The organism is Arthrobacter sp. JUb115, assembly GCF_004365035.1.
Taxonomy (GTDB): domain Bacteria; phylum Actinomycetota; class Actinomycetes; order Actinomycetales; family Micrococcaceae; genus Glutamicibacter.
Window position 1 is genome coordinate 97729 of record NZ_SOBS01000008.1, and the last position, 12579, is coordinate 110307.

General features: G+C 62.3%; 16 protein-coding genes and 1 other RNA gene. 9 read left to right on the forward strand and 8 right to left on the reverse strand.

Features of this window, described 5'->3' with window-relative positions:
• The first annotated feature begins 171 nt into the window (after positions 1–171).
• Both EDF61_RS14035 and EDF61_RS19275 read left to right on the forward strand, forming a co-directional pair.
• Complete coding sequence (locus tag EDF61_RS14035; protein ID WP_105658455.1) at positions 172–777, forward strand: GDSL-type esterase/lipase family protein; 606 nt, start codon at positions 172–174, stop codon at positions 775–777.
• A 98-nt stretch (positions 778–875) separates the two neighbouring features.
• Positions 876–950 carry a 50S ribosomal protein bL37 gene (locus tag EDF61_RS19275; RefSeq protein WP_369299107.1) on the forward strand — a complete coding sequence of 25 codons (75 nt, stop codon included), beginning with the start codon at positions 876–878 and terminating at the stop codon, positions 948–950.
• A 72-nt stretch (positions 951–1022) separates the two neighbouring features.
• On the opposite strand, the gene rsrA is transcribed toward EDF61_RS19275, so the two are convergent.
• Together rsrA and EDF61_RS14045 are read right to left on the reverse strand one after the other, a co-directional pair.
• Positions 1023–1283: a mycothiol system anti-sigma-R factor gene (rsrA, locus tag EDF61_RS14040; RefSeq protein WP_105658379.1), complete on the reverse strand. Its 261-nt coding sequence runs from the start codon at positions 1281–1283 to the stop codon at positions 1023–1025.
• A gap of 1 nt (position 1284) precedes the next feature.
• Positions 1285–1938: a sigma-70 family RNA polymerase sigma factor gene (locus EDF61_RS14045; RefSeq protein ID WP_166650812.1), complete on the reverse strand. Its 654-nt coding sequence runs from the start codon at positions 1936–1938 to the stop codon at positions 1285–1287.
• A gap of 295 nt (positions 1939–2233) precedes the next feature.
• On the opposite strand from EDF61_RS14045, the gene aroA reads away from it, so the two are divergent.
• The 7 genes from aroA (at position 2234) to crcB (ending at position 7504) form a co-directional block, all read left to right on the forward strand.
• Positions 2234–3550 (forward strand): 3-phosphoshikimate 1-carboxyvinyltransferase, encoded by a 1317-nt coding sequence (gene aroA, locus EDF61_RS14050; protein ID WP_133834483.1) that lies wholly within the window; start codon positions 2234–2236, stop codon positions 3548–3550.
• The gene (gene rsgA, locus EDF61_RS14055) at positions 3550–4641 is read left to right on the forward strand and encodes a ribosome small subunit-dependent GTPase A (protein WP_105658377.1); all 1092 of its coding nucleotides are present in this window, start codon (positions 3550–3552) and stop codon (positions 4639–4641) included. Before aroA ends, rsgA begins: the two co-directional genes overlap by 1 nt.
• Positions 4642–4655: 14 nt before the next feature.
• Entirely contained in the window at positions 4656–5462 is an 807-nt protein-coding gene (locus tag EDF61_RS14060; RefSeq protein ID WP_105658376.1) for an inositol monophosphatase family protein, read from the forward strand.
• 14 nt (positions 5463–5476) lie between these two features.
• Positions 5477–6106 (forward strand): metal-dependent transcriptional regulator, encoded by a 630-nt coding sequence (locus tag EDF61_RS14065; RefSeq protein ID WP_105658375.1) that lies wholly within the window; start codon positions 5477–5479, stop codon positions 6104–6106.
• A 74-nt stretch (positions 6107–6180) separates the two neighbouring features.
• The gene (locus tag EDF61_RS14070) at positions 6181–6666 is read left to right on the forward strand and encodes a universal stress protein (RefSeq protein ID WP_166650813.1); all 486 of its coding nucleotides are present in this window, start codon (positions 6181–6183) and stop codon (positions 6664–6666) included.
• Positions 6663–7124 carry a CrcB family protein gene (locus EDF61_RS14075; RefSeq protein WP_105658373.1) on the forward strand — a complete coding sequence of 154 codons (462 nt, stop codon included), beginning with the start codon at positions 6663–6665 and terminating at the stop codon, positions 7122–7124. Before EDF61_RS14070 ends, EDF61_RS14075 begins: the two co-directional genes overlap by 4 nt.
• On the forward strand, positions 7124–7504 hold the full coding sequence (gene crcB, locus EDF61_RS14080) for a fluoride efflux transporter CrcB (protein ID WP_105658372.1): 381 nt from the start codon (positions 7124–7126) through the stop codon (positions 7502–7504). The genes EDF61_RS14075 and crcB overlap by 1 nt, the downstream gene beginning before the upstream one ends.
• Positions 7505–7551: 47 nt before the next feature.
• On the opposite strand, the gene EDF61_RS14085 is transcribed toward crcB, so the two are convergent.
• From EDF61_RS14085 to ftsE, 6 genes are all read right to left on the reverse strand, one after another.
• A complete protein-coding gene (locus EDF61_RS14085; RefSeq protein WP_166650814.1) occupies positions 7552–8025 on the reverse strand; it encodes a DUF2568 domain-containing protein in 474 nt (157 codons plus the stop codon).
• 177 nt (positions 8026–8202) lie between these two features.
• Positions 8203–8571, reverse strand: a transfer-messenger RNA (tmRNA) gene (ssrA, locus tag EDF61_RS14090).
• A 113-nt stretch (positions 8572–8684) separates the two neighbouring features.
• On the reverse strand, positions 8685–9164 hold the full coding sequence (gene smpB, locus EDF61_RS14095) for an SsrA-binding protein SmpB (protein WP_105658370.1): 480 nt from the start codon (positions 9162–9164) through the stop codon (positions 8685–8687).
• 54 nt (positions 9165–9218) lie between these two features.
• On the reverse strand, positions 9219–10682 hold the full coding sequence (locus EDF61_RS14100; protein ID WP_105658369.1) for a M23 family metallopeptidase: 1464 nt from the start codon (positions 10680–10682) through the stop codon (positions 9219–9221).
• Between the two features lie 53 nt (positions 10683–10735).
• The gene (gene ftsX, locus EDF61_RS14105) at positions 10736–11650 is read right to left on the reverse strand and encodes a permease-like cell division protein FtsX (protein WP_105658368.1); all 915 of its coding nucleotides are present in this window, start codon (positions 11648–11650) and stop codon (positions 10736–10738) included.
• Positions 11647–12444: a cell division ATP-binding protein FtsE gene (ftsE, locus tag EDF61_RS14110; protein WP_105658367.1), complete on the reverse strand. Its 798-nt coding sequence runs from the start codon at positions 12442–12444 to the stop codon at positions 11647–11649. The genes ftsX and ftsE overlap by 4 nt, the downstream gene beginning before the upstream one ends.
• Positions 12445–12579: the final 135 nt, after the last annotated feature.

Genomic DNA, 12579 nt, shown 5'->3' on the forward strand with positions numbered 1-12579 from the left:
ATCCGGGGGTTCCACCTCGGAGGTTCGCCGGCAACAGCGCTTTAACCCCGGCGCTGGTTTTTCGCAGGGAATTGTGGGGTTTAACCAATGACCGCCTCCCCCGATGCCAGCGTTCCGACTGCTAAGGTGGGGAGCGATTCATCATTTTTGAGCCAACGAAAGGTCGCCCAGTTGGAGTTACGCACAATCCGAATTACCGCAATCGGAGATGAGCTACTGGCCGGACATGGCGACCCGCGGGGCCTGGGCTGGTTCGGCCGCGTCGTGGCCCGCACCCAGGATCCGGCCCTGCGCCTGCAGTCCTTCGTCTTGGCTTCCCCGGCCGAGGGATCCGAAGCGCTGGCCGAACGCTGGCTGGGGGAAGCTTCCCGCCGATTCAGCGACCAATACGAAAACCGCCTGGTCATCGCGCTCTCGGACCGCGACGTCGATCTGGATGTCACCACCGCGCGCAGCCGGCTGAACCTGGCCAACATCCTGGATTCGGCCTCGCAGATGAACATCAAGGCCTTGCTGGTCGGCCCGGCCCCGGGCCTGGATGATGCGCGCAACCAGCGCGTGGCAGAACTGAACCGCGTCTACTCGGATGTGGCGCTGCGCCGCAACCACCACTACGTCGATACCTTCACGCCCCTGCGTTCCCATGCCCAGTGGCGTGCCGATCTGAACGCTTCCGGCGGGGTGCCCGGCCAGGCAGGCTACGGGCTGATGGCCTGGCTGGTGCTGCACCGCGGCTGGTATTCCTGGCTGGAGTTGCCTGAGCCAGGCGAGGGCTAGGGACCGCCGGTCCGTTAGGAAAATGGGCCGGAAGTGTGAAAGACTATGAGCCGGCCCGAATTTTCGGGAAGCAATATTGTTCCCTCTAAGGAGTCACCATGTCGAAGCGCGCTCGTAAGCGTCGCGATCGCAAGCGTGGCGGTGCCAACCACGGCAAGCGCCCAAACAGCTAAGCGAAGCGAACAAAAAAGAACCCCGTACCCTTCGAGATCAACTCGGAAGATACGGGGTTTCTCTTTGCCGTGCTAGTGGCCTGATTCCACGCGGATCTGCGAGATCCGCGCGATGATGCTGGCCTTCAAGGTCTGCGGGGCATGCTCCTGGCAGCTGCGGCGCACCACCGAGCGGATGATGCACTCCAGATCGTACTGCTCGGTGCATTCCGGGCAGCCATCCAGATGGGACTTGACCTCCTTGAGGTCATCGAGCGTCAGCGCTCCGTCGAGGTACTCGTAGATGCGGACGATGCGGTCATCGGCGCAATCACCCATTGAATTGCAATCCATCTTATTTCGCTCCTCGGTCAGCCTTGGCGGCACTCTTGCTCTGGGTGCCGGTGGCGATCCCACGATCTGCTGCGTAATCGGCCAGCAGTTCCCTCAAGTTCTTGCGTCCGCGATGCAACCGGGACATCACGGTGCCGATCGGCACGCCCAGGATCTCGCTGGCTTCCTTGTAGCTGAAGCCCTCGACATCCACGAAGTAGACGGCCATGCGGAAATCCTCGCCGATCGACTGCAGCGCGGCTTTCACATCCGAATCCGGAAGGTGGTCCAGCGCCTCGGCCTCGGCCGAGCGCAAGCCGGTCGGCGAATGCTCCATGGCCTGGGCCATCTGCCAATCCTCGACCGTATCGGTGGAAGTGCGCAGCGGCTCGCGTTGGCGCTTGCGGTACAAATTGATGTACGTGTTGGTCAGGATGCGGTACAGCCAGGCCTTCAGGTTGGTGCCCGGCTTGTACTGGTGGAAGGCGGAATAGGCCTTGGTGTAGGCCTCCTGCACCAAATCCTCGGCATCCGACGGGTTGCGCGCCATGCGCAGGGCAGCCGAATAGAGCTGGTCCACGTACTGCATCGCGTCACGCTCGAAGCGTTCGCGGCGCTGCTGCTCGGACTCGGAGGCCACATCGGGCAAATTCTCGTCCACACTCTTGTTGTTCATCACTGCCGAGTCTACGCGTTCGAACGGCTTTATGCGCGTGCCAGCGCGGGCCCGGGCCGGCCGCGGTTGCTCGGCGACGGCGCAAGCGGTGCCGCCGGCGTTTGAAGTGTCCTGTCGTATCGTCACAGTAGGTATAACCAGCGGAGCTAAAGCCTTATTCCCGCACCGATCTCGGCTAGAATTAGGCAGCGGGCGCACAGTACTTGCGGTACTGCCAGCGGCCCCGAATTGAAGCCTCGAGCCTAAGGATCTACCAATCAGCACTGCAAGCGCCCCCGGGAGCCCCCTCGATCAGCTGCACGACGCAGAAAAGAACTGGTGGGCAGCGCCCTATGCCGCCGCCGGACTGGATGCAACCGTCCCGGTGCCAGCTTCGAAGTCGCTGACCAACCGGTATCTGATCCTTGCGGCCCTGGCCTCCTCGCCATCCACGATCCACAACACGCTGATCAGCCGCGACACCGAGCTGATGCTCAGCGCCCTGGCCGGATTCGGGGTCGGGATCAAGCGCACCGAGCAGGCCGACGGCTCCACCACCGTGGACATCACCCCGGGCCAGCTGGCCGCCGGACCGCTGGCGATCGACTGCGGCTTGGCGGGCACGGTGATGCGCTTCGTTCCCCCATTGGCTGCCGTCGCCGGCGCCAAGGTGGCCTTCGACGGCGACGCCGCGGCCCGCGTGCGGCCCATGGCCCCGGTACTGGACGCGCTGGCAGCCTTGGGCGCCCGCATCGACTACGCCGGGAGCACCGGCATGCTGCCCTTCACCATTGATGCCAGCGAGCTGAAGCAGGATGCCGAAGTGGTCATCGACGCGTCGGGCAGCTCCCAGTTCATCTCCGCGCTGCTGCTGGTTGGCCAGGCACTGCCCGGCGGGCTGAAGCTGCGCGCGGCGCCGGGGCCTATCGCTTCCCCGGACCACATCGCGATGACCGTCCAGACCCTGCGCGATTTGGGCGTAGAGGTAAGCGTCGATGCCGACGCGCGCGGCTGGAGCATCGCCCCGGGCCAGCTGGCGGGCTTCACCGTCACCGTGGAACCGGACCTGTCCAACGCCGGACCGTTCCTGGCGGCCGCGCTGGCGAGCCATGGCACCGTGAGCGTGCCCTTCTGGCCTGCCAGGACCACCCAGGTCGGCGGCAAGTGGGTAGAAATACTGGCCGCGATGGGAGCGGAAGTCAGCCACGGCGGCGACGGCGTGCTCACCGTGCGCGGAACCGGAGTCATCCGCGGCATCGACTACGCCGATGCCTCCGAGCTGGCCCCTACCCTGGCAGCACTGTGCGTGCTGGCCGATTCGCCGAGCAAGCTGACCGGCATCGGGCACCTGCGCGGCCATGAAACCGATCGGCTGGCCGCGCTGGAAACCGAATTGTCCAAGGTGGGCGCCAGAATCACCGCCACCGCGGACGCGCTGGAAATCGTTCCCGGAGCCCTGCAGGCAGCGGATATCGATTCCTACGAGGACCATCGCATGGCGACCGCCGGTGCCCTGCTGGGCCTGGCCATCGACGGGGTGCGCGTGGAAAACATCGCCACCACCGCCAAGACCATGCCGGATTTCCCGCAGCTATGGTCCCGCATGGCGGCTACCGCAAAGGGCCAGGGCTAATGCGCTACTCCGACTACGACGAATCCTCGGTCCGCGTCCGCCCCAACAAGAAGGGCAGCCGTCCGCGCACCAAGGACCGCCCGGCCTACGAACAGGCGGTCATCGGCCGCATCATCACCGTGGACCGCGGCCGCTACACCGCAATCCTGGATGAGGACACCGCCACGGAGCGCATCGTCATCGCCGCCCGGGCCCGCGAGCTGCGCCGCCAGGCGATCGTGCCCGGGGACCTGGTGGGACTGGTGGGCGACACCTCCGGAAAGCCCGATACCCTGGCCCGGCTGATCCGCATCGAAGAGCGCACCACGCTGCTGCGCCGCAGCGCCGACGACACCGACGCCACCGAGCGCGTGGTCGTCGCCAATGTCGACAAGCTGGTCATCGTCGTGGCCGCCGCCAATCCCGAGCCGCGCACCGGCTTCGTGGACCGCGCGCTGGTCGCCGCCTTCGACGCCGGCATCCAGCCGGTGCTGTGCGTGACCAAGGCGGATGTGAAGGATCCGGCCGACTTCCTCAAGCACTACGAGGGACTGGAGTTCCCCGTGGTCATCTCCCGCACCACCACTGCCGACGCCTCCGGCGTGGACGCGCGCGGCGCCGACGGTTCCAGCGCCCGGCTGGATGCCGGCGCGCTGGCCGAACTCGAAGAGATCCTCTCCGGCTGCGTCTCGGTAGTGCTGGGCCACTCCGGAGTAGGCAAGTCCACCCTGGTCAACGCCCTGACCGGTTCGACCCGCGCCACCGGGCACGTCAACGCGGTCACCGGCCGCGGACGCCATACCTCGTCCAACGCCCTGGCACTGCGCCTGGGCGACACCCCTGGATCCTGGCTGATCGACACCCCCGGCATCCGTTCTTTCGGGCTGGGACTGGTAGACCGGGACAATATCCTGGCCGCCTTCGAGGACCTGGCAGAAATCGCCACCGGCTGCCCGCGCGGTTGCACCCATGCCGCCGGCGAGGCGGGCTGCGCGCTGGAAGCTTGGGCCGAAAATGCCGAAGGCACCCAGGCCGCTGACCGGTTGGCCTCCTACCGCCGGCTGGTCACCACCGAGGAAACCACGCACGAAAAGGAGCTCGGCGCGCTCTAGGCGCCCGCAACACCATGGCTGAATACACCCTGCAGCAAGATCTCGACTTCGCCCTGGCTCTGGCCGGGAAGGTCGACGCCTTCACCCTGGCCCGCTACGGCGCCAACGACCTGGTGGTCGAATCCAAGCCGGACATGACCCCGGTCTCCGACGCCGACCGCGGCGCCGAGCAGCTGATCCTGGCCGAGCTGGCCGCCCACCGCCCCGATGATTCGGTGCTCGGCGAAGAATTCGGCGTGCACGGAACCGGCTCCCGGCGCTGGGTCATCGACCCGATCGACGGCACCAAGAACTTCGTGCGCCGCGTACCCGTCTGGGCCACGCTGATCGCGCTGGAGATCGACGGCGAACCGGTGCTGGGAGTCATCTCCGCCCCGGCCATGACCCGCCGCTGGCATGCCGCGAGCGGCCTGGGCGCGTACGTCACCGAACCGGGTGCCACCGCCGGTACCACCGCCACCCGCCAGATCAAGGTCTCCTCGGTGAGCGAGCTGTCTGACTCCTCGCTGGCCTACGCCTCGCTGAACGGCTGGAAGGAGGCCGGCAAGCTCGAGGGCTTCCTGGAACTGCTGGATACCGCGTGGCGCACCCGCGGCTACGGGGATTTCCTGTCCTACGCGCTGCTGGCCGAAGGCGCGGTCGATGCGGCCTTCGAACCCGAACTGGAGCTCTACGACATGGCCGCCCTGGTGCCGGTGGTACGCGAAGCCGGGGGCCGCTTCACCTCGGTGGCCGGAGAAGAGGGCTGCCATGGCGGCAACGCCCTGGCCACCAACGGCAAGCTGCACGAGGCGATCCTTCCCTACCTGAACCGCAGCTAGGCAGCGCGAGGACGATGGCAACTGCACGACGCGGGCCGGCCGGGCTGACCACCAGCGAAGAGGACTACCTCAAGGCGGTGTACCTGCTCACCGAATGGGAAGACACCGAAGTGGGCACCGGCGCGCTGGCCGACCAGCTGGGCTTGTCCCCTGCCTCGGCCACCGCCATGGTGCAGAAGCTCGCAGCCAAGCACCTGGTCCATCACGTGCCGCGCGGGGCCATTACGCTCAGCGGCACCGGCCGGCGCGAGGCCTTGCGCATGGTGCGCCGCCACCGCCTGCTGGAAACATTCCTGCGTGATGAGCTGGGCTACGGCTGGGATGAGGTGCATGACGAGGCCGAGGCCCTGGAGCACACCGTCACCGACCGCTTCATCAACGCCCTGGAAGCCCGGCTGGGCCACCCGCGCCACGATCCGCATGGCGACGCGATTCCCAGCGCGGAAGGGGAACTGCCGGTCTCCGGGGCCATCCGGCTTGACCGCTTCTCCGGTGCCCGGGCCGTCATCGACCGGATCAGCGATGAAGATCCCCAGTTCCTGCGTCGTGCCGCCGCCCAGGGGCTGGTTCCCGGGGCGGTCATCGAGCTGCCGCATCAGCTGGATTTCATTGAGGCTTCGCTGATCTGGGTGCGCAAAGCCTAGCTGATTGCCGGCTGTGCAAGAATTAAAAGCAGCGACGCGCTGCACGGTGCGCCCCACTGCCAAAGGGAGGGCCATTGGAGACACGACCGATCATCCTGGGCATCCCGGATCGCCTCGATCCCCACGTTCTGGACGCAGCCGCAGACCTCGCAGGCGCGCTCGGAGCGCGGTTGCTTTGCGTCCACGTGGATCCCACCCGCTATCCGCTCGAAGAGCTTCCCGATGGCACCATCCGCAGCGCACCGCTGGATCCCGAATCCGGGGACGAAGCAATTGAGCGCTTCCCGGCACGGCTTCTGCAGCAGCTCGAAGCCCAGCTCGGCGGATCGGGACTGGAATGGCAGGCGCATGCCGCGGCCGGTGGCCCCGGTCAGCAGCTGTCGCATCTTGCCCTGCAGCATGATGCGGCGCTGATTGTGCTCGGGGTTCGGGAGCGTTCCATGGCCAACACTATTGGGGAACTGCTCAACGGTTCGGTAGCGGTGCATCTGACCCATCGACAGCGCCATCCGGTGCTCCTCGTCCCGCCACGCCGCGCAGAACAGATTCGCAATTCATGACCCGTCCGCCAACACCCATGGCCCAGCGCCCCGCGCAGGGTTCCTTCCTCAACCCGCGTTTCCTGCTGCTGGTATTCCTTGGCGGCGCTGCCGGTACTGCCTGCCGGCAAGGCCTGGGCCTGCTGCTGCCAGATCCCGGCGGTTTCCCGATCGCGATTTTCCTAGCCAACATGCTGGGGGCGTTCCTGCTCGGCCTGCTGCTCGAGGCGCTTTCGCATCCCGGCCTCGACGAGGGCAAGCGTCACCGGCTGCGGCTGCTGCTGGGCACCGGTTTCCTGGGCGGCTTCACGACCTACAGCGCGCTGGCCACCGGCAGCATGCAGATGTTCGCATCCGGCGCAGCGCTCCATGCCCTGGGTTACGCACTGTTCACGGTGTTCTTCGGTGCATTGGCAACCTGGTGCGGAATCGCCGCCGGTGCTAGGCGCATGGCCCGGAAATCGGGAGGGCTTCACTAGTGCTCTCCCCCGGCTTATTTCTTATCGTTGCGCTCTGCGGCGGCCTTGGCGCCTGCCTGCGTTTCGTGGTCGATGCCCTGATCAAGCGGTGGCTTCCGGCCCCGCTGCCCTGGGGCACGATCCTGGTCAATCTCTCCGGCTCCTTCGCGCTGGGTGCGCTGACCGGGCTGATGGCCCAGCAGTTGTTGTCGGCGCAATGGCTTGCGGCCATAGGTTCAGGATTGCTCGGCGGCTACACGACGTTTTCGGCGGCCAGTTTCGAAACTGTCCGGCTGCTCCAGGCCGGCCGCCTCGCAGCCAGCCTGGCCAATGCATTGGGGACCCTCGCTGGAGCGGTGCTCGCGGCATTGCTCGGCTACCACGTCGCTGGGCTCTTCTAGCCGCAAACGAAAAATGCCAAACCTTTCGGCTTGGCATTCCATCAGTTCTAGCGTGCTGCCCGGCGTCCCTTGGGAGCACCCGCTCGTGCCCGGCTCGGAACTTGCTTCGGTGGCTGCTTGGTTCGATCGTGCGGGACCACGTATCCGCCGGTGGCGATGACCAGAATGGCGCTGATGCCGGTCAACGCAAGCATTCCGATGGCCCAAATCTGCGATTGATCGTAGAAGGAATGGTCGACGCTCAGCCACAGCACGTAGGCTCCGATGAGGTAAATGATATGGACCAGGAGCAGACGGGTTCGCAGCCTCAACTTGATGACGGCTTTCGGCGAGAAGAAAATCGACCAGAGGATCAGCAGCGGGACAACTACTACAAGGATTGCTGGAATTGTCGGCCATGGGATGAAAGCGATAGCGGCTAGTGCCGCGGCGAAAAGCAATCCTACTTCCAAGAGGAAGGCAACTGCCGCATAGCTTGCTGAAAGGAAAGGCGATACCCGCTGGGAACTGTTTTTACCCATCGACTTCAATCTCACTCCGTTTCTGCACACGCTGTCGTTTCGAAAGCCTTGGACTTTCATTTCAAGTCTATGTGTAAATTCTCCATCCCGCGAACAGGCTCGCGATGTGACTGCGGACTCCGAAACAAACAAAAAGCTCCGGAGCCAGACCTATGGGCCTGGCTCCGGAGCTGGATATTGTGGAGATGGGGAGAATTGAACTCCCGTCCGATGTGGTGTTGCCAGGTCTTCTCCGGGCGCAGTTTGCTGCGGATTTTCTCTGCCCCAACCATCACGCAAACATGTGGTTGATCCGGGCACAGTTGCCTAAATGTGTATCCAGAAGCGGCAACATCCGCTGGATACATTGGCTATCTAAATGACGTTAGGAACAGGGGCGATAGCGTCCCCTGGCTAACGGACCGTCTGGCTGCTTAGGCAGCGAGAGCGAAGTCAGTGCGCTTTGATTCGGCACTTATTGGTTTGCAAAGGGCGTTTACGAGATAACTTTGCGTCCTCGGCCCGCTTCATCTGTCGCGACTCACACCGTCGAAACCGATCATCCCCGTATTTTGTTGTCAGTCCCGGTCTCCCGGGTACAACCACACCCTAGGGCGTGTCTACCAATCATAGCGCACTGCCCGGGTTTCCCCCAATGCGAAATGCGCCACAAGCTAGCCTTATGCGTTTCCGCGGTTGCGTTCGCGCATGGCACGCAACGCCTCGCGATTATCCTGCTTTTCCCTCAGGGTCTGGCGCTTGTCGTATTCGCGCTTACCGCGGGCAACGCCGATCTCCAGCTTCGCCCGACCGGATTTGAAGTACAAGCTCAGCGGGACGACGGTCAGGCCGGCTTCACTGATTTTGCGTTCGATCTTGAGCAGTTCCTGGCGGTGCAGCAAGAGCTTGCGGCGACGACGGGCCGCGTGATTGGTCCACGATCCATTGAGGTACTCGGGGATGTAGACGTTCTCGATGTACAGCTCGCCACGGTAGAACTGGCCGAAACCGTCAACCAGCGAGGCCTTGCCTTCGCGAAGCGACTTCACCTCAGTACCCGTGAGCACCATGCCAGCTTCGAAGGTGTCGAGTATTTCGAAATCGTGGCGCGCCTTGCGGTTGCTCGCGATTACTCGATCTTCTTGATTCTTCTTAGCCACGTTACTCCTTGCATGTCGCGGGCGGATTCCCGCGCACAGATTACAAGTCTAGCGCTAGAGAAGTCCCAAGGGGTTCACATGTGAACCATTGATGATCGTTTCGAAGTGCAGATGGCAGCCGGTCGAATTGCCGGTGGTGCCAACGTAGCCTATAACCTGGCCCTGCTTCACATGCTGGCCGACGCTTACCGCGATGCGGGACATGTGGTGATAGTTGGTGGCCAGGGCCTTGCCCTTGATGACGCCGTGAGAAACGGTGACCTTGTTACCCGAGGATCCGCCCCAACCGGCCATCCACACTTCACCGGAGGCAGCAGCCGTGATTGGCGAGCCGCACTGGCCGCCGAATCCCCAGTCAATGCCTGCGTGGACATAGCCGCCACGGCCGCCATAGTCGATTGTTCCAGCTGGAGTCGGGCGCCACCCGAAGGTCGAGGTCAATCGGTTACTGGTAGTGGGCTTAACCAAACCCCAGCTGCTTGGCTCGGCATATGTCGGTGCCTTTGGCTCGGATTTGGGTGCTACATAGGCCTTCTTCTTGTAGGCCTTTTTCTCTGCGCGAGCTTCTGCTGCCTTGCGCTCCTGCTCAGCTTCGTAGGCCGCCTTTTCCTCGGCGATGCGCTTTCGCTCGGCTTCTGCTTCGCGGCGCGCTTTTTCTTCTGCCTTGCGCTTGCGTTCGGCAGCTTCCCTGATCAAGCGCTCCTGGCGTTCCTTGATCTGCTGGTTGACCGCGGCGTATTCCTTCTGCTGCGATTGCAGTTTCGCCTGGATACGCGGCTTCTGCGCTTCAAGTTCAGCACTGAGTTCTTCGGTGCTGGCAACCAGCGCATCCAGTTCGTTCTTGGCGTTCTGCGCAGCATCTCGCGCCGCCTGCTCCTGCGCCAAGGCTTCCTCAGCCTGGGCTTTCAGGGAGGAAATTTCCTTTTCAACAGCAACCAGGCGAAGCTTGTTGCTTTCATTGCTGGCTTGTTCCTGGGCCAGGTCATTGTATGCGGCATTCTGGGATTCCATGGCGCGGTTGGCCATGTCCAGGCCATCGGCCATCTTGGTCGCCGAATCCATGTTGAGGATCATGTCCAGCCCGCCAGAAACGCCGCCGCGCTTATAAGCCTCAGAAGCGATCTGCGCCATCGCATCTTGAGCGTCGGAAAGCTTAGCCGCGTTTTCCTCGATCTGCTTAGCCACTTCATCACGAGTCGCTTGCGCGCTGATTAAGCGGTTGTTGAGATCGGAAAGGGTGGCCTGTGCATTGGCTACGCGGCTTTGCGCGTCAGCCAATGCCTGCTGGGCTACAGGAACCTGTGCTTGCTGGTCACGCAATTTCCTGTCGGTTTCTTGAATGTCGGCATCCAAGAATTCCATGTCGTTCTCGAGGGTATCGATGTTCTTTTCGACTTGAGCTTTCTTGTCGTCCAGCTCATCGGCGGCTACCAGCCCTGCGGGCAGCGTGAGCGCGAGAGCCATTGCTCCACCGATGGAGGCGCGTAAGAATTTACGTCGCACTGCGTTCGACAGCATAAAGCTCCTTTTAGAAATTGCGTACTTCAGTTCAAGCCTAGATAACGTTTCAGCTAAACCTTCAGGTAACGCTTCAACGTTACCACTGATGAAATTGTGGCCAAAACGATACCAATAATCAAGAGTATCGGAGCAACTAGCCATATTTCGCTGGTGGAGATGAACGCTACACCGACGTTTTCATTGGCCAACTTATCCTCGACGAGGAACTTCAGCAGCAACCACAAGGTGCCAGAAGCCAGCAATCCACCAATCAGCGACGCGATGACTCCTTCGATAATGAACGGCAGCTGAATCGTTGCTTTCGATGCACCAACCAGTCGCATGATCGTTGTTTCGAGTCGCCGGTGCATGGCTGAGAGCTGGATAGTCGTACCGGTCAGCAGCACCGCGCAAACAATCATCACGATTGCAACGACAGCAGCGGCGGCGGATGCCACGCGCACCAACTGGAAGACCTTTTCAAGCAGTTCCCGTTGGTCAATGACCGAGTCAACGCCTTGTACCGTGGAGAACGCTTCGTTGATCACCGGATACTTCTCCGGATCTACCAGTGCGACGCGGAATGATTCGGGCAGCTGCTCAGCAGTGACCTGGTCAACCAATGCCGAGTTCTCGTATTGGTCGAGGAAGTTTTCGTATGCCTGGTCCTTCGACTCGTAGGCGAATTCCTTGATATACGGCGCAAGCTGCTCTGATTTGAGCATCTCTTCAATGCTCTGGCGCTGCTCTTCGGAAACCGCGCTACCAGCGCAGTTGGGCGAAGTGCTCGTGTCATCACAGAGGTACACCGCAACTTCCATGCGGTCGTACCAGTAGCCCTTCATCTGGTTGATCTGGAGCTGCAGTAATACCGAGGCACCGACGAAGGTCAACGATACGAAAGTCACCAGCACCACAGAGACGACCATGACGACATTCTGCCGCAGGCCCTTCGCCGCTTCGCGGAGAATAAATCCTAGTCTCACTGGTCCTCGTCTTTCTTGTCCTCAGCAACCTGTGACTCTTCGTCGTACTCCACGGCGGAATCGCCGACGAGCAGTTCGCGCGAACCGTCCTGGTTCACCACGGTGGTCATCGGGGCGTACTGTCCATCAATTTCATCGCGGATGACCTGCCCGCGACTCAGTTCAATAACGCGGTGGCGGTATTCGCTCACCAGTTCATGTGCGTGCGTAGCCATCAGGACAGTCGTACCGTTCTGGTTAATGCGGTTGAGCACGTTCATGACTTCGATGCTGTTCTTGCGGTCGAGGTTACCCGTAGGCTCATCGGCAAGCAGGATCGAGGGCCTGTTCACAATGGCGCGGGCAATGCCGACGCGTTGCTGCTCGCCACCGGAAAGTTCAGTTGGCTTGCGACGCGCCTTATCTTCAAGGCCGACCATTTTAAGTGCATCTGGCACACGCTCGCGGATCTGGGCCCGTGAAGCTCCAATGACCTCCATGGCGAACGCGACGTTGTCGAAGACCGTGCGCTCGCGCAGCAGGCGGAAGTCCTGGAAAACGAAACCGATGTCACGGCGCAGCTTAGGCACACGGCGGCTCGGAATGCGGTTGAGGTTCTGTCCCGCCACGTAGACGGATCCGTCGGTGGAGCGCTTTTCGCGCAGCACCAAGCTGAGGAAGGTCGACTTACCCGAACCGGATTCGCCAACCAAGAAGGCGAACTCGCCACGGTCTATCTCGATGTTTATATCGTCCAAAGCTGCATTCTGCTGCTTTGGCTCGTAAACCATCGAGACGTTTTCGAATTTAATCATGTCTTCAATCACTAGTCTTCGTCGGGGCGCGACCCACGAATACCAATCTCGAGATCAAACGTCTTTTGGTGCGCCAGTCTTCCAAACACTATCGGTGCCAGGTAGCTAACCAGCCGAAATATAAGGTGTGTTGCG

Excerpts from the sequence above, each read along its gene's own strand:
- rsrA (WP_105658379.1), bottom strand. The coding sequence starts at position 1,283 with ATGGATTGCAATTCAATGGGTGATTGCGCCGATGACCGCATCGTCCGC.
- EDF61_RS14045 (WP_166650812.1), bottom strand. The coding sequence starts at position 1,938 with ATGAACAACAAGAGTGTGGACGAGAATTTGCCCGATGTGGCCTCCGAG.
- rsgA (WP_105658377.1), top strand. The coding sequence starts at position 3,550 with ATGCGCTACTCCGACTACGACGAATCCTCGGTCCGCGTCCGCCCCAAC.
- EDF61_RS14060 (WP_105658376.1), top strand. The coding sequence starts at position 4,656 with ATGGCTGAATACACCCTGCAGCAAGATCTCGACTTCGCCCTGGCTCTG.
- EDF61_RS14065 (WP_105658375.1), top strand. The coding sequence starts at position 5,477 with ATGGCAACTGCACGACGCGGGCCGGCCGGGCTGACCACCAGCGAAGAG.
- EDF61_RS14075 (WP_105658373.1), top strand. The coding sequence starts at position 6,663 with ATGACCCGTCCGCCAACACCCATGGCCCAGCGCCCCGCGCAGGGTTCC.
- EDF61_RS14085 (WP_166650814.1), bottom strand. The coding sequence starts at position 8,025 with ATGGGTAAAAACAGTTCCCAGCGGGTATCGCCTTTCCTTTCAGCAAGC.
- EDF61_RS14100 (WP_105658369.1), bottom strand. The coding sequence starts at position 10,682 with ATGCTGTCGAACGCAGTGCGACGTAAATTCTTACGCGCCTCCATCGGT.
- ftsE (WP_105658367.1), bottom strand. The coding sequence starts at position 12,444 with ATGATTAAATTCGAAAACGTCTCGATGGTTTACGAGCCAAAGCAGCAG.